The sequence below is a fragment of the Paenibacillus lutrae genome, from assembly GCF_009757775.1.
In the GTDB taxonomy this organism is placed as follows: domain Bacteria; phylum Bacillota; class Bacilli; order Paenibacillales; family NBRC-103111; genus Paenibacillus_F; species Paenibacillus_F lutrae.
Window position 1 is genome coordinate 1 of the sequence record NZ_RHLK01000029.1, and the last position, 19,764, is coordinate 19,764.

A 19,764-nucleotide genomic window follows, 5' to 3' on the forward strand; every position below is an offset into this window, starting at 1 on the left:
GGGCGACTGCGCGGGATATTTTTAGTGCAGCGGGGGCTTTAACCGGTTCGGTCCGGTTTACTTATGACGCTGCAGGCAAAGTACTCACCATGAGCGATGGGGCAGGAAGCAGCGCCGGAGATGTACAGACTACGCAGTATAGCTATGACGCTATGGGCAGGCTGGTATCCGTCACGGATACAGAGGCCAATACGACTCGCTACACGTATAGCAAAGCGAGCAACTTGACCCAAATTGAGTATCCCGATCGTAACAAAAAGTTGAAGAGCTACGACCAGATGGGAAGAGTGATTCAAGAAACAGATCCGCTGGGTCAGATTGAAACTTACTTTTATGACCCAAACAGCAATGTAACGAAAAGTATCGATCGGAAGGGAAATGCACACACCTTCACATACAATGCAGTCAATCTGCTCACGGCAAGCGAGACGACGGATGAAAGAATAGCCTTCTCGTATGATGCGGCAGGCCGCCGCTTGTCTATGCAGGATGGGACCGGTACAACGAATTATACCTACGAGCCTTCAACCGGTTGGCTGACACAAGTCAAATATCCGGATCAACGGACCCTGCAATATGCCTACGACCCGCAAGGAAAACGCACGAAGATGACCGATCCATTCGGTGTTGTCACCAATTATCAGTATGATGTACAGAACCGGATAACCGCGGTCGGTACGGAGCCGGCAGATTGGGATGCTGCGTATCAATATAAGAAGAATGGATTACTGTCTACCACACAAGCGAAGAATGGGGTCCAGGCTGCATTCACCTATGAAGGTGTAAATCTGACTAGGCTAACCCAAGCTAAATCAGGAACAGCGGTTCAGTCCTTCTCTTATAACTATGACCTTCATGCTAACCAAACAAGTAAAGTGGAGAATGGAGTTACCCAATCCTTTTCATATGATGCTTTAAACCGGATTGCCACTTCATCGGAATACAACGAAAATTACAGCTATGATAATCGGGGCAATCGGCTTACCTTGGAAAGCGACAAGCCTATAACACCCGTAGATACCAGCTACACGTATGACAATCGGAACCGGCTGAATGCCGTACAACTGGACGGATCAAGCCATGTAAATTACAAATACAATGGCGATAATCTGCTGACAGAGCGGATAGAGAACGGAATCACAACCCGTTATTATTATGACGGCGATCAGATGATTGCCGAAGGCACAGTTACCAATGGGGTGGCCGCTCATAAGGCCAGTTACCTGCGTGGGAGTCAATTGGTAGCCCGGGTTGATGCAACTGGCAGTAAAGCGTACTATGTTCATAACGGACATGGAGATGTCGTAGAGCTCAGAGATGCAAATGGGAATGTAATCAATCAGTACGCCTATGATCTATGGGGCAATCCAACTACCGTACTCCAAGGAGTAGACAATCCGTTCCTGTATAGCGGGGAATATTGGGATGAAAGTGTGAAGCTTCAGTACCTTCGTGCCCGCTGGTACGATCCGAGTATGGGGCGGTTTATTAATGAGGATACGTATGAAGGGGATATTACAAATCCGTTGAGTTTGAATTTGTATACGTACGTGCATAACAATCCATTGACTTATATTGATCCGACGGGTCATTGGTGTGAGTCAGCTAATGGAAAGTGGGCACACCCAGGCGCATGTAATGACTCGACTTCAACTTATTCTGATGATATGTACCATGATGGTGATCATTATAGGTATGATGGAGTAGAGCCGCCTCCAGCTGTTTATTATTATCCTATTGAAGATCGGTTCGTTAGGTGGGTCGCTGGAGACAACGAAGCATATTCTATTGCGAGTGTTTCAACACAGAAGGAAATGAGAACACAACTATTTAAAAATGCTACTTCAGAGTTAGGTTTGGATTATTTTGTTAATGGTTTTTTATTTGGTGCATCATTAGCATCAGGGACTGCAGAATTGAATTTACTCAGAGCAGGTGGACTAGCATTAAGGAGTGGAAGTTTAAGTAGTGCGGCTGCAAGAGCATGGTATTTAGAGCAAGAGTTACTTATTGCCAGTCGGATAGATTCTACCTTGAAGTTAGAACAGCAAGCATTCCAAGCTTTTAAATTTAGAAATCAAATTAGATCACAAGCACGTAATTTAATGTCAGACAGGACACTGGCTGAATCACTTGCAAAAACTGATCCTAATTTATCATGGGAACAAGTTGTTCAAAAACAAATTAAAAAAGGCTATACTGGTGATGATATCTGGAGAGCTATAATTGAAAGTTCCCAGCGATCCAGAAAAAGTGTTAATGATAAATTTGGATTATAATGTAGGAGGAAACATGGTCACGCTTAAAGATTCCTTAATATATTTAATAAAAGATGTGATAAATGAAATTGATGTAGAATCTACTGATGTCACTTGGTCAAAATATGATTGTACAGAAGAATTATTGAACGAATTAAGAACGTATATTGATAAAATATTAACAAATGATGATTCTGTACTCCAAGAACTCAAACTTTGTTTTGCTCCTACTAGTTCTTTACAGGAGATCTCAATAGAAAATGGATGGGAGGATAAATTTCTGGAATTCGCAAAGAAATTTGAAACCATTGTTTTTGTAGATTAAAGATAAGCCTATTTCACATGCGTCTGTGAATTTGTAACCCGCAAGATGGACACTTGAAAAGTGACCTCTTACGGGTTTTTTTGTTTAACCATACTATCAAGAGTAGACGAGTAATGAACATCATGAGCAGGGGATTTACTGAAGCAGAGGTCAGGGTGTTGGAGCCAATCCGAACGTAAGCTGTGTATCGGAAAGAAACATTTCGTATGATCTAGCTTTTAACTCACGGCAGCGCAAGCCAACCATGCTGGAGAGCCGCTGATGGAAGCAGGTGCAAGCCTTCTCTTTATTATACTTCTTCATGGGTAACAACAAACTATAGGAGGAATAGAAGACTGAATTATTTACTAGAAGAGGATGCGTTTGAAGAAAGAAGACTGAATCATATTTTTGTAGGTGTGGATTTACATAAAAGGCATCATACAGCCGTTTTTATGAACGGATTCAAACGTAAATTAGGCGAAATCAAATTCGATAATCGGCCCAGTGCGTTTCCTGAATTAATAAAAGTAGCCAGTAAGGTTTCCAAGGGTAAGGGGATCGTTTACGGGTTAGAGGACACGGGGGGCTATGGAAGATCGCTAGCCGCTTTCCTGGTGGATTACAAACAAGAGGTGAAAGAGGTTAATCCTTCTCTAGCAAGCGCAATAAGAAAAGCAAATCCCATTATCCATAAGTCTGATTCCTGGGATGCTGAGTGCGTGGGCTATGTGCTGGTTGATCAATTGGAGAAGTGCCGGATGCCAATCCTATCGACCACTACTGGGCGATTAGCCAATTGGTTACATCAAGAAATTCAATTGTCCGTGAACATATCACACTGTTAAATCAATTTCATGTACAAATCTCACATCATTATCCAAGTTATAAGAAATTTTTCAGCCAGATAGATGGGAAAACGGCTCTTGCATTTTTCGAGCGATATCCGGCTCCTCATCATGTAATGGGAACCTCGGTAGATGAATTAAGGTTATTCTTACTAAAGCCGAGTAACTACGCTTGTTCCTTCAAAACGGCAGAAAAAATCCTGAAACTGATTCATTCAGATGGAGCAACCAAAAGAGACTATCAGGAAGAGCGGGATTGTATCATCCAAAGCACCATTAGGCGAATTCAGTCATGTAAGAACGAATTGGAATCTCTTGAACAAAGGTTAGCGTTGTTGCTTCCACAAACAGGCTATAGGCTAGAAACCATGTATGGTATTGATACGGTAACGGCAGCTAATTTCATTGCGGAGATTGGGGCCATTTCACGATTTAGCAGCAGTGACAAATTAGCCCGCTACGCAGGTATTGCTCCTGTTGTAATCGGTTCAGGGGATAAACATACCAATCACAAGTGCGGACAAGGAAACAGGCAATTGCATCAGCTTTTCTACCAGCTTGCCTGTCAGCAGATCGGGGTGAAGAGAGGAAGCAAGGAGCCGAACCATCCCCAATTCTATGCCTATTACCAGCGGAAACAATCAGAAGGAAAGACCAAAATCCAGGCACTGGTTTGCCTCATGCGAAAGTTAACCAATATCATCTATTCTCTTTTGAAAAATAAAAGCGAATACATCATGCCTCCTTCAGCTAATTTGCAAGCCGGATAAGCAGCGGGACAGGCAGAACCGTACGTATCAAGAACTTTAGGGAGGTGGTATACTAATGGATATCTATATCAGGCAGGGAGGATTTCAAATGCTCAGAAAGCTTGAAGGCTTGAATGCCGAATTATTTAAAACATGGGTACAGGAGGATGACTCCACCATTGTAGATATCGAGGGAAAGCACTACTTAGTAAAGCCGCTTCATAACATCGTCCAAGAGGAGATTGAGAGCGACGAGGAATTGAAAATGCTGATTAAACAGGCCAAAATGGACATCGCAGGCAACAAGACATATACAACTGAAGAAATCCTGGAGGCCATCGAAAAGGGAGACCTATGAACATCCAATGGACCCAAGCAGCCAGGGATAGTTTAAAGCAAATTCAGAGCCTTCACTACACGCGGGAAGAGACGAAACGCTATCAGATTGAACTTGTCCGCAAAATCCAACATAAGATTCTTCTTCTGTCCACCACAATGCCGACAAACGAGCCTTCGTGGGCAGGTACATACCGCATATTTATAGACCGCTACAAAATCTATTATTCCTTCTCCGCAGATCATCAAACCGTTTATATCGAAGCCCTACGACACCAACATCAAAAGTCAGACTAGCCAAGGCGAGGAGCAAACCCTGTCTTTTTGTTTTGAAAGGAACGCTTTATAAATTAGGATACGTATGAAGGGCAGTTGGATAACCCGCTGAGTTTGAATTTGTATACGTATGTTAAAAACAATCCTTTAAAGTTTGTTGATCCTAGTGGGCATGCTGAAATGGCTGCTGGAGCAGGAGATGACCGAGTTTTTGATTCTAATCAATGGACATACTTAACCAATCTTGCACGAGGTGCTAATCCTGGGTGGGCAAATGAACAAATAAAAAAAACGTTGTATTATAAAGGCACTAGTACTGATGTGAAAAAAAGCAGGTACTCTTGTATTGCCAGCCCCTGGTGTTAGTGCAGGATCTGCAGCCTCTGCAGCTTCTGTAACTGCTTTTGCAAGACTGACTGCTTCAATAGGAATGCTGCTTACAATAAGTGGAAGTGAAGCTAAAGATAGAAAAAATAAGGTCTACAGAGCACTGACCTCAAATGACGTTGCCTCGTTGAAAAGCGGAAAGGGGATTTCGGCTAAGAATCCAGAAGGTCTATGGTCTCCTATGGATCATATTTTAAATGGAAGTCAAACTAGTGCTCTTACGAACGATCCCTGGATTTCTACCACAACAAGTTTAACTGTTGCACGAGGATATGATAGTGGAAATGGTATAGTGGCCATTGATTTAAGTAAAGTTCCCTCTCCTAAAGTACATCAAGGAGCACTATATAACAAAAATTCTGATAACTTCGATGAAAGATTAGCGTATAATAGAGGGGTATGGTCACAAGAAATATCAATATTTCAATTTATACCACAGGGAGCTATAACAGGATATGTTAAATAACAAGCAAGAAGAACCTTATAATGAAATAATGGTAAGGCTAGAAGAGATTATATTAGAAGTAAGTATAATCTTGTTAACTAAGAAAGATTTAACAGAAGAAGTAATGCAAAGAGTGTACTCCATTCTGGAAGAAATTCAGTCCATACTGAAGGATGAAAACACAATACCTAAGAGCCTTACAAGTATGCTATTTACATTTTATAAAAGAGCAGAAGCTGAGATGTCATATCGAAAACCAATAAATTCATCTCAAAGTAATTTTATAGGACATTTACAAATCTACATCGGTCGGATTTTCGGTGAAAATTAAACTAAGTTTACTAGGAGATCAGAACCCTTTCCTCAAAGATGAGATTAATAAACGCAAAATTTTACTTCAAAGCCAAATTAATAAGGGATGATGCAATGACAATAAAATTTTATAAAGTAAGTGATGAATACGGATGTTTTTCAAATTTTTCACCTCATGGGTTTATTAAGGACAATAGGTATTGGCTAACGAGTGAACATTATTTTCAAGCTCAAAAGTTTCAGGATCTAGATATTCAGGAGACAATAAGACTAGCAGAGAGCCCTATGATAGCTGCGAAAATGGGACGAAATAAAAATAATCCACTAAGAAGTGATTGGGAATCTATTAAAGATGATGTTATGAGAAGTGCAGTTTATAGCAAGTTTCTAAATAACGAGGATATTAAAGCTGTTTTATTATCAACTAGGGAGAAAGAAATAATTGAAGACACAACGAAAGATTATTATTGGGGATGTGGAAAAGATGGATCTGGGAAGAATATGTTAGGGAGAATTTTAATGGAAGTTAGAGAGAAGTTAAAATAGGTTTGCAACTTTTACTAATGAATAATAACGAAGATGGTTGCTTTCATTTAATGCATCCAAGTATAAATGCAGCATCAAAGCTACAAACTAAGGCGGGGAGCAAACCCTGTCTTTTTGTTTTGAAAGGAACGCTTTATAAATTAGGATACATATGAAGGGCAGCTCGATAATCCGCTGAGTTTGAATTTGTATACGTATGTTAAAAACAATCCGTTAAAGTATGTGGATCCTAGTGGTCATGCTCAGCAAGCTATTGATAATAGTGGTGGTGGAAATTATGTTGATGTAAGTGGCTATACACACCCTAATTCTATGAGCAATCTATTAAAGACGATTAACTACGCTAAAAGGGTGAAAAAAGGAGATAATGATTATTGGGATTTAAGATCAAGTTCGGGAACTAAATTCAGAAATGGCAGAATGATTCCTGGGGATTCCGATAACAACCAATTTATATATTTATTTGAGATGGCTACCATGACAAGTCCGTACGAAAACTCTGAGGGCAATTCACAATGGGCCACTATTCAATTGTTAAATTATTATGATGCTGCATTGTCAGGGTATGGAATTGATTTTTTGGCGGCTTTGTCGGGTGGTGGAGCTAAGGGCATCAGCAATGTTATGAGTTCCTCTCAAGCAGCAAAGAAAATCATCAATGCAGAGCGAACAGGCACTGCTTTAAACAAATCAGATCCAGGGCATAGAGCTGCTAGCTTTTTATCACAATCACAATTATCCAAGGGGTCAACTTTTAATATCACAGGTGGAGACGGCGTTCAGAGAACATTACTCCAAGTTAGAGGTGAATTGGACAGAAAATCTGGTATATACGAATATATATTACAACTAAATGGCACTGTATCGCATCAAAGATTTATAGAGGGTGGTATAATAAATGGAATTCCAAATCAAAAGTCAAATAGGTTCTGAGGAGATAGTAAATGAATACTTTTAAAATCATATTTTCTTATGACTATGCTTCAAAATTGATAAGTATAGGTTGGAAGGATCTTATTTTTGCAATTGATCATGGCTTTATGGCTCAGGAATCACTTATTGAGTACGCAATTCATCTTGTTAACACTGAGCTAGAACCAGCTCAAATTGTTATTGATATAGCTTGCTTAAATAAAGGCGACTCAATCTATCCTTATCTTGATAAATTGAAAATTGAGACGGGTAATAAAAATGGTAAGGAGCCATGTAATAAATTTCTTTATTTATTATTAAATTGGGTCTATACACATAAAGAATCTTATTCTGACCCTTTTGATGTAGTTGAAGTTATCTATGGGGATTTCGATTATCCAGAAGAGATTGCTGGATTTGTTCGTTATATGCCTACCGCGGAACCAGTCTATCAATCACTACAATTAAATAGAGAACGCATGTATAGAAATTGGGAACAATATTTGAAAGAGCAAAGGGCGAAATACTCTTTAGCTGGTAATTTAAGAGGGGAGAGCTAAGCTGATATTAAATAAACTTGTTGTATGGATATTTTTGGACAGGTATATATCGTATTTATATAGATTTTTATAAAATCTCTTATTCCTACTGCAGTTCATCAAAACCGGTAATGAATCTCCACGACAAGGCGGGAGTAAAACCCCGTCTTTTTGTTTTGTTTGGAGCGCATTATAAATTAGGATACGTATGAAGGGCAACTCGATAACCCGCTTAGTTTGAATTTGTATACGTATGTGAGTAATAATCCTTTGAAGTATGTTGATCCGAGTGGTCATGCTGAAATGTCTACAGGTAGTGGGGGTTTTGATATAAACTCATTACGATGGGACACTAGCATTACAGCTAATTGGACTATTAACGAGATGAAACAACAGTGGCATGCTAACCCTAAGAAAAGAGATTATTGGGCTGCAGAAGCTGAAAAATTGAGAAATCAAATGAGAAGATCGGGAATAGCTAATGATAATATTATGCAAAGCTCAGATGACATGCTCTCAAAAGAATTGGTTCTTTTAATTTCAAGAAAAAATTCCCCGGTTTTACATGGAATAGAGGAGATAGCTAATGCCTCTTGGGATTATGCTGGTCACGGGGCTCCTGGTTTAACATACTTTACTGCAGCTAGCAATCTAGTAAAAAATACAGGTAATGCTTCAAAAAATATAGCAAACTTAAGATCATGGGCTAAGACGAATGGTTGGGAACGGAAATACACGGAAGGAGGAGTTGAAATGTGGGGAGTCAATAATAATGGTGTATTTAGTTGGCGATTAAAATTAAAGCAAGAAGCAAGTACTAGAGAGGGATTAAAAGCAGGAAGCAATCAATCAAGGTTTGACGCTAGATTGGATGACAAAGGAACTTATATAAACCCATTTACTGGTGAAATAGGTGGCAGAAATGTTGGGACTCATATTCCATTAGGGAAGTGATAACATGGAGAAAAAATTATTAATGGAGATTTTGCTTGATCCCCATGCAACCGATGCTGAAAAAGATGATGCGGTCATTGATTTAGGTGAAAACTTTGAAAATGAAGAAACAATTGATTTTTTATTAAAAATTTCGAATCTAAATAGTACCAATGAGATGATAGCTGCTAGCTGTGGTGAATCTTTGGGGTATATATGGTTAAGAAAAGAAGAAATCAACTATGACAAGTTATTTTATCTTAAAGGAATAGCCCTAATTGAAGCACTCTCATTGATACAAGCAAGAAGACCAGAATGGTTCGAAGAGTATAAAAGATTATTGAATAATAAAGAATAAGAAGAACCTGATAGGTTAAAATTCTATATGCTTTTTCAAAAGAGATTTCGAGGGAAAACAATTAGCTTAATAAGTTACGGAGGATAGGTCAAGGTATTCATAGATTGCTTTAAGGACAACTGCACAATTTATAAGGAATACCCACAAGCGAAGGTTTTCGTTTGTGGGTATTTTAATTCAAATCACTTGAATTAACAATGTTAAACGATTATAGTAGATTTAACAAAGTTAAGGAGTTGGGTTATGTTTGGTCTTAATACATTCTGGAAACCTATCATATCTCGAATGCGGATTTAGCAAATAAGCTTGGGATTAATCGAGCGAATATTTCTATGTGGCTTAAAAACAAGGAGATTCCTGCTGTTCGTATCCAGGACTTGAAAAAATTCTTTCCTCAAATCCCTGAGCCATTATTCAACAAAGAACTAAAAAAATCGGAGCAATTGTCTATCCAACAAATCTATTTTACTGTAACGGATCAATTTGAAAGCGTTCAATCTCTCCATATTGATTCAGAAACAGGGGAAGAAATTTGGTTCACCGAAACCGTAAGCGAAAATGAGGGATTTATCCAATTTCTTGAACATGAACATGAAAAAGTAAGTTTACTGGAAAAATATGAAATGTTGATCGAGGCCAATGACACGGGGAACAGTAGAATAAAATTGTTAGAAGAATTCGCTGATATTGTCGAGCGAAATGAATCGAGGTCACTTGAACTGCTGGACATGGTTTTTTACTATCTTCAAGATAAGCACAAATCGGATTTTGACTCTGTCTTCTGGAATGTTGGAGAAGAAAGTGAAACCTACAAAGAATTTCACAGCTTTCTGGAAAAGTATAAATTCATCGGCTAATGTCCGTAAAAGTGGTGAACGTTAGCAAGTATTCTTATAACACCAACATCAAAAGTAAGACTAGCTAAGGCGGGGAGCAGACCCTGTCTTTTGTTTTGCTTGGAGCGCTTTATAAATTAGGGTACGTATGAAGGGCAGTTAGATAATCCGCTGAGTTTGAATTTGTGGTGGAAATTTATTTGACACAAGTTGGATACCTTGGAATTTGAAAATTGCTGCAAACTGGACCATCAATGAAATGAAATGGATGTGGCAAGCAGCTACCACCCAAGTTGAGAGGAGTTACTGGGGAAACAAGCTGACAGTTGAAGAAGTGGCCTTAGGGAAAAAGGATATTCTAATAGTGAAATTATGCAATCTAGTGCTGACACAATTTCAAGAGAAATGTATACAGAATATCTAGGGAGACACATCCATTTTTAGCGTTTATTAAAGATTTTGTAGGTGCAGCAGCTCTTGATTATCCAGGCGAAGCTGCAACAATTAAGTTTTCTTCTTTATTTTATGCGGCTCGAGTAGGGAAAAAATTTGAGAAAGAACTAAATTTTAATACAACTACAACTATAACTACAACTAAACGAATGGAACAAGCAGGAAGGTGTGTACCAGTCCAAACATTGAAATCGGCTATTAAGTTTGGACAAGAGATGCCTGATCCACAAGGAACCTCAGCCAAAATGTACTACACTGTTATGTATAAAACTCAAAAAGAATATAATTTAGAAGTTCTGTATAATAAGTACAAAGACTGTTCTCCACTTTATGTATACTAGAGACCCATTAGGCCCTTTACAATCTAAAAAATAGAAAGAGGTTAGCGTGTGAATCGGACCCCAAAGGAACGTTTGTATTGGTTATTACTTCTTTATAAAAATAGTCAAATTGATACTGAAACATTTTGTAATGAATTTCATATAACTTTTGATCATCATTTAAATGAACATTTATCCGATATAGAATATGCTCTTTTTAAAGAGATATCTGTAGTATCAGCTAGATACTCTGGATTCGAAGAAGATCATTTGAAATACCCAGGAGTGTATTCTACATCCATTGATGTAGATAAGGCTGTCAAACTAAATGTAGAACTAAATTAGACAATTGATTAGATATCGAGGAAAAAGGGAAAGCACGACTTAGCAAAGTGCTTCATAACATCGTTCAAGAGGAAATTGAGAGCGATGAGGAATTGAAAATACTGATTAAACAGGCCAAAATGAATATTTCAGGCAACAAGACGTATACGGCCGACGAAATTCTGGAGGCCATGGAAAAGGGTGACCTATGAACATTAAATGGACCCAAGCAGCTAGGGATAGTTTAAAGCAAATTCAGAGCCTCTGCTGCAGAAGAGACGAAACGCTATCACAGATGGAACTTGCCCGCAAAATCCAACATAAAATTCTTCTTCTGTCCACCGCGATGCCCACCAAGTGAATAGGAAGGAAATATACGTGAATAAAAAACAAACCGGGATTGAATGGATCAATATTGACTCTGAACTCAACGAAGGCTCGGGAAAATTATCTTTGTCAGCCTATGATAACCTCGTTCTTTTAACTCTAATGCAAACACATGAGTATGGAATGGATGCAGAAATAGAATTAAATACTTTAGAATTTGCTAAGTTAATTGATATTTTAAAAAGGGCTCATAGGATGATTTGCAATAAGGAAATGCCTCAAAAGAGAAATTGTGTGGGTTTAATTCGTTTGAATAATTCATCACCAACAAAACAAGGAATAATTATAATTAACTTATTCAAAAATTATATTATTTTCGGGGTCTCATTAAAGACTGGTGGAGACCCGGAAATTAAAATGAACCAAGATCAAACGCTTGCTCTATTAGAGTTATTTATTAAAATGAGTAAGGGCACTGGTTAGTTAGCGAAGTTGATTCTGAGATACAATAAATATGACGAGAGAAAGTCATTTTATACTTCGACTTAATTTATATTTAAAGGAAAAGATATATCTGTAAGTGTAGTTCATTCAAATGATTAAAAAACTGCTTGTGAGCGCCTGGGTTAAAACATTTAAAATCAATGGGAGGTTAAGATGGGTGACAAATTATTATTTGCACTATTCGTTCTTCCAGGAATAAGTTGGGGGATTGTCAGTATTATGAATCCTGAATTTTCTTTTAAATACACAAAAGGTAGTTCAAAAAGGGAAGAAAGACCTTTAAAATTATACCTGATTAATATTAGGATATCAGGTATTATATCCATAATATTTTGTGCTTATCTACTTTATATGCTTTTTTCGGATCAATTCGGAATTTGATGCTTATATTTGTCGAAAGTTCCGAAGCTAAAGTGTTAACTAAATGCGAAACAGCGTAAAATTAGATCTGTTGAATTGCCCCCCTTTTATGGAGGTTGGGAAAATTTCACTGTCATTATCTATCTTGTCGGCTTATGATAGAAGATTTTTTATAGATTAATCCCCCTCTAGTATATAATTTTCTCCCTTTAATTTAACCACTGGTCAATTGACAAAAGTCGATAACCGATAGTATGATCAAATTGTAAAAATTAACATTTTAATTACAAATTTACCACTCTGTTACATTCGTTGTGATTAATGATTTAAAGGTTGTTAGGTACCATTCGATGCGTGCATCCGGTTCAACTATCATAGAGATTTAAGTAATCGGTCATTTTGAAAGGGGAGATTTTTGAAAGCGTTATCATTTAGTGGTTTAAAGCCTGTAAACAAAAAAATGACGGGAGATGAATGATTAGTGAAAAAGAAATTAACCGTGATTGTACTAAGTACGATGATGGCACTGTCCGCAATTCCTGTAGGTGCAGCCGACGGCAATTCCGGTTCGGGTCCGCAGACTGATCTGGCCGCCCCGCGTTTTATCGGTGAGAAGTGGATTGCACCGCAGGGAGCTTCGTTGGAAGCGAAAGTGTGGGCCTACTTGAACGCCAAGAAGGGGCTTTTGAATCTGACGGGCGATGCGGAGCGGAGCATCCGGATTACGGATCAGGCGACGGACGCCGAAACAGGAACTCAGCACGTGCGTCTGAAGCAGTACATCCAGGGAGTTCCGGTGTTCGGCACGGATCAGACGCTGCATTTTGACAAGGAGGGCAATGTCTCGTCGTATCTGGGCAGTACGGTTGCCGACAACGGACAGCAGTCGCTCACGAATGTCGCGCCAAAGATCAGTGCGGAGAAGGCGGTCGCGATCGCGAACAAGGATATGGAGAAACGGATCGGCAAGCTGGGCGCCCAGCAGCGGGAGCAGAAAGCGGAGCTGAACTTCTATCCGGTCAAAGGACAGAACGTGCTGGTATACATCACGGAAGTGAATGTGCTGGAGCCTTCTCCGCAGCGCGAGACGTATTTTATCGATGCGGCTACGGGTAGAATCGTTAACCAGTATGGCATGCTGGACCATGCGACCGGTACGGGCGTCGGCGTGCTCGGTGACACCAAAACGTTCACCACAACACAAAGCGGCACCCAGTACGTGCTGCAGGATACGACGCGCGGCGGCGGTATCGTGACCTATACGGCGGGTAATGCCCAATCGCTCCCGGGTACGCTGCTCAGGGATGCGGACAATGTATGGACGGATCCGGCGGCTGTTGATGCGCATGCTTATGCGGGAATCGTTTATGACTATTTTAAAAATAATTTTAACCGGAACAGCCTGGATGGCAATGGTATGGCAATCAAGTCGACGGTGCACTACGGCAGTCTCTATAACAATGCCTTCTGGAACGGGGCGCAAATCGCTTACGGCGACGGGGACGGCTCAACGTTCCGCGCTTTCTCCGGCGATCTCGATGTAATCGGACATGAGCTGACGCACGGAATTACCGAGCATTCGGCGGGGCTTGTGTATCAGGGAGAGTCAGGAGCGCTCAATGAATCGATTTCCGACGTTTTCGGCAACAGCATTCAAGGAAAGAATTGGCTGATCGGGGATGATATCTACACACCATACACACCTGGCGATGCGCTGCGCTCGATGGAAAACCCGACGCTGTTCAAACAGCCGGACCATTACAGCAACCTTTACCGGGGTACCAGCGATAACGGCGGCGTGCATATAAACAGCGGGATTCCCAACAAAGCGTTCTACCTGCTGGCTCAAGGCGGTACGCACAGCGGTGTTAGCATCACCGGTATTGGTCGAAACGATGCTGCCAAGATTATTTATAAAGCGCTTACTTACTATTTGACGAGCACATCCAATTTTACGGCCATGCGTCAAGCGGCTATCAGCTCGGCCACCGATCTGTTCGGTGCTAACTCGGCACAGGTTAACTCGGTAAAAGCGGCTTACGCCGCCGTCGGCATCGGAAGTCCTCCGCCTGTTCAAGATACACAAGCGCCTGCCGCACCGGCGAACCTGGTCTCGACAGGCAAGACTTCAAGCAGCGTAACTTTGTCATGGAACGCGTCGACGGATAATGTGGGCGTGACCGGCTATGACGTGTATAGAGGCACTGTACTGGCGGCATCCGTAACCGGCACAAGCGCGACCGTCAGCGGTCTGAGCCCCGGCACAGCTTACACCTTCACAGTGAAAGCGAAGGATGCGGCAGGCAATGTATCGCCGGCGAGCAGCGCCGTGACGGTGACGACCAGCTCGTCGACCAACCCGACGGATACGCAGCCGCCGACGGCTCCCGGCAACCTCGTGTCGACAGGCCAAACGTCCAGCAGTGCATCCTTGTCGTGGAGCGCATCCACAGACAATACGGGCGTAGCGGGCTATGATGTGTACAACGGCTCGACACTTGCCGCTACGGTTACGGGAACGAGTGCGACCGTTAGCAACCTGCAGGGCGGAACGTCCTACACCTTTACCGTCAAAGCGAGAGATGCGGCGGGCAACGTATCGCCGGCGAGCAACGCGGTCACCGTCGTTACTGATCCAGGGACCGGCGCAGCTGCCTGGGCTGCGTATACCAACTACCCAATCAACGCTCTCGTCACTTATCAAGGGAAAACCTACAGAGCTATCCAGGCTCACACGGCTATGCCAGGCTGGGAACCGGCTAACGTTCCGGCTCTGTGGGCCGTAGTTAGTTAGTAAGTCTTCATATAAGGTGGGCCTCAGGGAAACTGATTTAGGAATGAACAGGCGGCCTCTTCTCGGAAATTCAACCGGGGAGAGGCTTTTTTGTGGGCTTCTTGCTTAGCTCGATCTTCTTTTTTTCCTCGGCCTTCTAGGAGACGGTCGTGGCCGCAAGAGGAATAGGGTTTGCCGGGAACAAGTAATAAATTCCAATTAACATTATACCTATTTTAATCAAATTCTCTGTTGGAAGATGTGTTTAGTGTAAGTTATTATGTCTACTGTTTTTATTAAAAATAAAGATATACTTAACCTGCAGTTAAGTATTAAAATGGAAAGCGTGTGGAAAAAATAGTGGGATGAAGGTGAGGTTATTGTGAATTAAATGGTAAAATTTATTGTTTAATTGTTGGAGTAAATTATAGTTCTAATTAGAAAATTATTAAATCACTAGAAGAAAGAAGATGATATTTTTGAGAATAAAGAATTATTCACTTTTTATTTTATTGATCTTATTTGTAATTGTCAGTCCGTTGCCCGCTTCAGCTTCTCTAAATGAGTCTTACAATCCTGGGTTTGAAAAGGACCTGAATCACAATCAAATCCCAGACTTTTGGGAAATTAACTGGCTGAATGGAAACAGCAACTCAGCTTATGTTAAACAGGCTCCGTATGAGCCTGCTGAAGGCAGTTATCATAACCGCTTGTACAATGGTATTGGCGATATAAACGCGTATCAGTATGTCATATCAAATCCTATCCCTATTAATGGTGGTGTCATATATAAGGCCCAGGCTTATATGAGGTATACAGTGGCTGCGGGGGGGCGTGCAGAGTTTACTATTATTCAATTTGATGCACATGGTAACAATATTTCTGAAAACCACGCAGCTTATACAAACGGAGGCTGGACTTGGCATGATCAGACTCTGACATTTAGTACGAAGCCGAATGCTGCATATATTAACATCCGATTTGCTATTGGCGGGGAAGAGGATGCATATCTGGACGTGGATAAAGTACGGTTAGAAGCTTTCGATTACAATGGAGGTTTTGAGCAGGATGAGGATTTAACGAGCAAGCCGGACTTTTGGGAAGTGTTCTGGCGCAATGGGAGCAGTATAGACGCATATGCTAAACAGGCTCCTTATGAACCATTTGATGGTCAATTACATTATCGATTATTCAGCGGAGCCGGGGATCCTTCCTCTGAAGTATTTGCTGTATCATCTCCTATTCCGGTACCTCAAGGTTTTTCTTACCTTTTGAATGCTCAGATGAGATACACCTTGGCTTCTGGCGGAAAGTGCACCTTCAGTATTTTGGAACAGGATGCTTCAGGTGCCATTATAAACGAAATCCATCATGATTATAAGGATGGAGGCTGGCAATGGAATGATAAGCACATTTTATATCAGCCTTTGCCTGCCACGCATTCGATTGTGATTCGCTTTGGTATAGGAGGCGAGAGTGAAAGTTATCTTGATATTGATCAATTCAGGTTAACACCCATACAGTCTGGATCTAAGTTTCAATATCTTTACGATAATAACGGTAGAATTACTTATACACTTTTACCCCAGGGAAAAATAATACACTATTTATACGATCGTAATGGGAATCTTTTTAAAAAACATGGAGTTGTTTAGAATTAGATTCTTATCAACCAGACGGGCAAATGGGAGACTGATCCTATGATACTGGGGAGTGATAGGTAGGGAAATCATTTGATGCTACAGGAAAAGGAAAAGAAAATATATCAGTTAAAAAGGTAGTAAGTCAGTGTTTTGCAATTTAACTATTATGAGGAACGGTGAAGTTTTTAATGAAAAAGAAAGTGAATTATTTGGTGTTGGTTTGTCTGCTTATTCAAATGCTGGCTCCCTTAAATGTTATAAATGCTATGAAAGCGGAGCGGCCGCCTACTAGCACTATAAACTCTAATCAGAATCTTCTTACGGTGGAATCCCTAAGTAAAGCGTATGGAATAGCAGAGACAGAAATTCTAGCCGAATTAACCAAGGGCTACACCTTTCTTGAAGTTCATACAGCTTTGCAGCAAGAAGATGCTGGCCAACCTTTGGGAGAGCTTCTCAAGCAACTTAATCCGAAAGTTGAAGAGAAACTGGAACAGATGGATTATTCGGCTGAGCGTTTCATAGAGCAGGTAGATGAGAAGACTAACCAGGTACAGACCGTGACAGCTCAAACGTACGGAGAGTTTGTAGAAGATAGTGGAAAGACAACATTCGTACATCCGTCTTTACTGAATCTCTCAGACTTACCGACAGTAACGGATTCTGCATATGGTATGCTGAGTTCCCGGACTGCTTCTTCGGATAAATTTCCGCAGAGTTATGATGAATTTGCTGTAAAGCGGTTGAACATGAATGCTGATCGTGCTCCTTATGGGGGTTCGATTAATGATAACGTGTCTACTATCAATGGTACTTTACAAATGCAATCGACAGATATGTCGCTGCCGGGTCGCAACGGGATGTCTTTTACTCTCAACCGCAATTACAATAGCTCAGATGCAATCTATTACAACAAAAAAGTTATCCAGGATAACGTTTTTGAGGTGATATATTACCCGAAACTGACTGCAAAACTCTTTTATAAGTATTCGGGTGACCCTGTTACGCATGGAAGTGCGTCGGATTTTTACTTTCAGCCGTACTATTTTTCATGGTTGTATCATTCCTTTGTACAATTTAACGGCCAATATACTTACTGGTCCTATCCTTTGAATCGGGCCCCTATAGAAGATTTTAACAATCAATTCCGTGAAGAACTTGAAAGTACGTATAAATTTGATCCAGCTAACCCGGATGCTTCGCTATTCATGATAAAGGATGATCTATATCTTAGCGGCACTCCTCTTATGGCTAAAGCCTACACCACAGGAAAGGTGGAAGAATATCCAAATAGTAAGAAGCCGGTCTGTTATTATACTGATAATTTTGGAAATTGCGGCGAATTTAAATATGCCTACGGCAATCAAGTCAGCGAGATGAGTCAAGAGAAAAGATTCCCGATCGGTAAGGGCTGGAGCTGGGATATTCCCTATATAGAGACCAAAAGCGACAACAAGAAATACATTACTCTATTCGGAGGTTCGACATACGAGTTAGACGGACTCCATATAAAAGGCTACCCTTGGAAAGATCTGAAGTTAACCTATGATGGCTCAGTCACCGTAAACGATTTAACTTCCTCCTATGTTCTTACTGCTTTGGATGGTCAGAAGCAGTACTTCAGTTCAGAAGGCAAGCTGCTGCAAATATCAGATTCATACCAAAACAACATTCAATTCGAATATTCTTACGTTTCACGTTACGGAACGGTTTTAACCAAAATTAAAGACGCGTTACAAAATGAAATTAAAATCCAGTACTCAAGTTCAGAAGTAACTCTTAGTCAAGGGGATCGCACGGTAAAATATGAAAAAACGAAAGATCCGCAAGGAAATAAAGAGCTGCTATCTCAAGTGACTGACCCTGCTGGTCGCAAAACGCAATATGTATACGAGGTTGCTTCAGCCCCTTTTGATCTTGTCGGTTCCTACAAGAAAAAAGATAATTACGTAGCTCTGTTGAAGCAGGTGTACCACCCGACAAACGCACGGACTGATTTCAGTTATGATTCCTATAACCGCAGTTTAGGCACCACTGCTTCCGAAACGGTTTACCGTGTCAAAGCCCGTGAAGATGTGATCACCTATGCCGGCGGCACAGAAAGTAAATCTGGTCGTGTGGATTACACCTATCAAGGTGATGGCGGATCGGTTCAAAAGGCGAACTCATCCTTCGCTACCACTATCAACAACGGTAGAACCCAAACGACGTACAGCTACGACAAAGTATATATCGACGACAATACACCGGAAGTCTTCTACAACACCCAGATCAAACAAGACGACGGGGTGACGCAAACGACCACGGCCATGGAGTACAACCGGACAAACCGCTGGCCGTCTCCAACGAAAACCACCACGAAGACGGTGCAGGGTGCTTCCAGCTCGACGGAACAAGTGAGTCAGCGTACGTATGATGAATACGGGAATGTGCTCACAGAGACGGATCCTGCCAATGCGGTGAGCACATATCAGTATGATGCAGCTACTCATTTGCTCAGCAGTGTAACAGCACCGGCTACGAGCGGGCTAAACAGCTACATGGAACTGGAACGTTATCCGGTGACCCATGGAATCAAGGAAGTACGGGTAAAGGAGAACAATGCGGCAGGTGCCCTGCAAGCCCACACGAGTTATACGTATGATGCTTTCGGTAACCCTACACGCATTACCATTAAAGACGATGCGCAGGATATTGTCGTTACCAATGGGTACGGTACTCAATACCAATCCGCGTTTCCGACTGAGCAATCCGTACAAGTTACGGATGCAGCCAAACAAAACACGACGGTGACTCAGCGGTTCGAGTATAACCCGGCTACAGGTGCTATGACGAAGTTTACAGATGGCAAAGGCCTTGTGACTCAGTACGAGTACGATAGATTAGGCCGAGCCACCAAAGTAACCCAGCCGGATTCAAGTACGTTTAGGTATACCTATAACGATGCAGCGAATGAAATCACCACCGTAGATCCAACAGGAGTCACACAGATTACGAAGTGGAATCCACTGGGGTGGAAAA

General features: G+C 41.2%; 17 protein-coding genes and 2 pseudogenes. All 19 read left to right on the forward strand.

Annotated elements, in window-relative coordinates:
* Positions 1-2,279 (forward strand): RHS repeat-associated core domain-containing protein (locus tag EDM21_RS24125; protein ID WP_201280830.1); only part of this gene is annotated, 2,279 nt, incomplete at its 5' end.
* A gap of 13 nt (positions 2,280-2,292) precedes the next feature.
* Positions 2,293-2,583 (forward strand): hypothetical protein, encoded by a 291-nt coding sequence (locus EDM21_RS24130; protein WP_157338906.1) that lies wholly within the window; start codon positions 2,293-2,295, stop codon positions 2,581-2,583.
* A gap of 335 nt (positions 2,584-2,918) precedes the next feature.
* Positions 2,919-4,180, forward strand: a pseudogene (locus tag EDM21_RS24135) (IS110 family RNA-guided transposase).
* 88 nt (positions 4,181-4,268) lie between these two features.
* Positions 4,269-4,517: a hypothetical protein gene (locus tag EDM21_RS24140; RefSeq protein WP_157338907.1), complete on the forward strand. Its 249-nt coding sequence runs from the start codon at positions 4,269-4,271 to the stop codon at positions 4,515-4,517.
* Complete coding sequence (locus EDM21_RS25610; protein ID WP_157338908.1) at positions 4,514-4,792, forward strand: type II toxin-antitoxin system RelE/ParE family toxin; 279 nt, start codon at positions 4,514-4,516, stop codon at positions 4,790-4,792. Before EDM21_RS24140 ends, EDM21_RS25610 begins: the two co-directional genes overlap by 4 nt.
* 325 nt (positions 4,793-5,117) lie before the next feature.
* On the forward strand, positions 5,118-5,624 hold the full coding sequence (locus tag EDM21_RS24150; RefSeq protein ID WP_157338909.1) for a hypothetical protein: 507 nt from the start codon (positions 5,118-5,120) through the stop codon (positions 5,622-5,624).
* A complete protein-coding gene (locus EDM21_RS24155) occupies positions 5,614-5,934 on the forward strand; it encodes a hypothetical protein (protein ID WP_157338910.1) in 321 nt (106 codons plus the stop codon). Before EDM21_RS24150 ends, EDM21_RS24155 begins: the two co-directional genes overlap by 11 nt.
* Positions 5,935-6,029: 95 nt before the next feature.
* Positions 6,030-6,461: an NADAR family protein gene (locus EDM21_RS24160; RefSeq protein ID WP_157338911.1), complete on the forward strand. Its 432-nt coding sequence runs from the start codon at positions 6,030-6,032 to the stop codon at positions 6,459-6,461.
* Positions 6,462-6,647: 186 nt separating this feature from the next.
* Positions 6,648-7,394 carry an RHS repeat-associated core domain-containing protein gene (locus tag EDM21_RS24165; RefSeq protein WP_157338912.1) on the forward strand — a complete coding sequence of 249 codons (747 nt, stop codon included), beginning with the start codon at positions 6,648-6,650 and terminating at the stop codon, positions 7,392-7,394.
* A gap of 11 nt (positions 7,395-7,405) precedes the next feature.
* Positions 7,406-7,933: a DUF2247 family protein gene (locus EDM21_RS24170; protein ID WP_157338913.1), complete on the forward strand. Its 528-nt coding sequence runs from the start codon at positions 7,406-7,408 to the stop codon at positions 7,931-7,933.
* 249 nt (positions 7,934-8,182) lie between these two features.
* Positions 8,183-8,866 (forward strand): hypothetical protein, encoded by a 684-nt coding sequence (locus EDM21_RS24175; protein ID WP_157338914.1) that lies wholly within the window; start codon positions 8,183-8,185, stop codon positions 8,864-8,866.
* Positions 8,867-8,870: 4 nt separating this feature from the next.
* Entirely contained in the window at positions 8,871-9,203 is a 333-nt protein-coding gene (locus tag EDM21_RS25160) for a hypothetical protein (protein ID WP_235918348.1), read from the forward strand.
* A gap of 332 nt (positions 9,204-9,535) precedes the next feature.
* Positions 9,536-10,060: a hypothetical protein gene (locus EDM21_RS24185; protein WP_157338915.1), complete on the forward strand. Its 525-nt coding sequence runs from the start codon at positions 9,536-9,538 to the stop codon at positions 10,058-10,060.
* 821 nt (positions 10,061-10,881) lie between these two features.
* Positions 10,882-11,157: a magnesium and cobalt transport protein CorA gene (locus tag EDM21_RS24190; protein WP_166542169.1), complete on the forward strand. Its 276-nt coding sequence runs from the start codon at positions 10,882-10,884 to the stop codon at positions 11,155-11,157.
* A gap of 357 nt (positions 11,158-11,514) precedes the next feature.
* Complete coding sequence (locus EDM21_RS24200) at positions 11,515-11,946, forward strand: hypothetical protein (protein ID WP_157338917.1); 432 nt, start codon at positions 11,515-11,517, stop codon at positions 11,944-11,946.
* Between the two features lie 174 nt (positions 11,947-12,120).
* Positions 12,121-12,348: a hypothetical protein gene (locus EDM21_RS24205; protein ID WP_157338918.1), complete on the forward strand. Its 228-nt coding sequence runs from the start codon at positions 12,121-12,123 to the stop codon at positions 12,346-12,348.
* A gap of 460 nt (positions 12,349-12,808) precedes the next feature.
* Positions 12,809-15,121, forward strand: a complete 2,313-nt coding sequence (locus tag EDM21_RS24210; protein WP_166542170.1) for a M4 family metallopeptidase — start codon at positions 12,809-12,811, stop codon at positions 15,119-15,121.
* 458 nt (positions 15,122-15,579) lie between these two features.
* Complete coding sequence (locus EDM21_RS24215; RefSeq protein ID WP_157338919.1) at positions 15,580-16,755, forward strand: carbohydrate binding domain-containing protein; 1,176 nt, start codon at positions 15,580-15,582, stop codon at positions 16,753-16,755.
* Positions 16,756-16,931: 176 nt separating this feature from the next.
* Positions 16,932-19,764 (forward strand): annotated as a pseudogene (locus EDM21_RS24220) (RHS repeat protein); the annotation flags it as partial.

Excerpts from the sequence above, each read along its gene's own strand:
- EDM21_RS24130 (WP_157338906.1), top strand. The coding sequence starts at position 2,293 with ATGGTCACGCTTAAAGATTCCTTAATATATTTAATAAAAGATGTGATA.
- EDM21_RS24140 (WP_157338907.1), top strand. The coding sequence starts at position 4,269 with ATGCTCAGAAAGCTTGAAGGCTTGAATGCCGAATTATTTAAAACATGG.
- EDM21_RS25610 (WP_157338908.1), top strand. The coding sequence starts at position 4,514 with ATGAACATCCAATGGACCCAAGCAGCCAGGGATAGTTTAAAGCAAATT.
- EDM21_RS24155 (WP_157338910.1), top strand. The coding sequence starts at position 5,614 with ATGTTAAATAACAAGCAAGAAGAACCTTATAATGAAATAATGGTAAGG.
- EDM21_RS24160 (WP_157338911.1), top strand. The coding sequence starts at position 6,030 with ATGACAATAAAATTTTATAAAGTAAGTGATGAATACGGATGTTTTTCA.
- EDM21_RS24170 (WP_157338913.1), top strand. The coding sequence starts at position 7,406 with ATGAATACTTTTAAAATCATATTTTCTTATGACTATGCTTCAAAATTG.
- EDM21_RS25160 (WP_235918348.1), top strand. The coding sequence starts at position 8,871 with ATGGAGAAAAAATTATTAATGGAGATTTTGCTTGATCCCCATGCAACC.
- EDM21_RS24185 (WP_157338915.1), top strand. The coding sequence starts at position 9,536 with ATGTGGCTTAAAAACAAGGAGATTCCTGCTGTTCGTATCCAGGACTTG.
- EDM21_RS24205 (WP_157338918.1), top strand. The coding sequence starts at position 12,121 with ATGGGTGACAAATTATTATTTGCACTATTCGTTCTTCCAGGAATAAGT.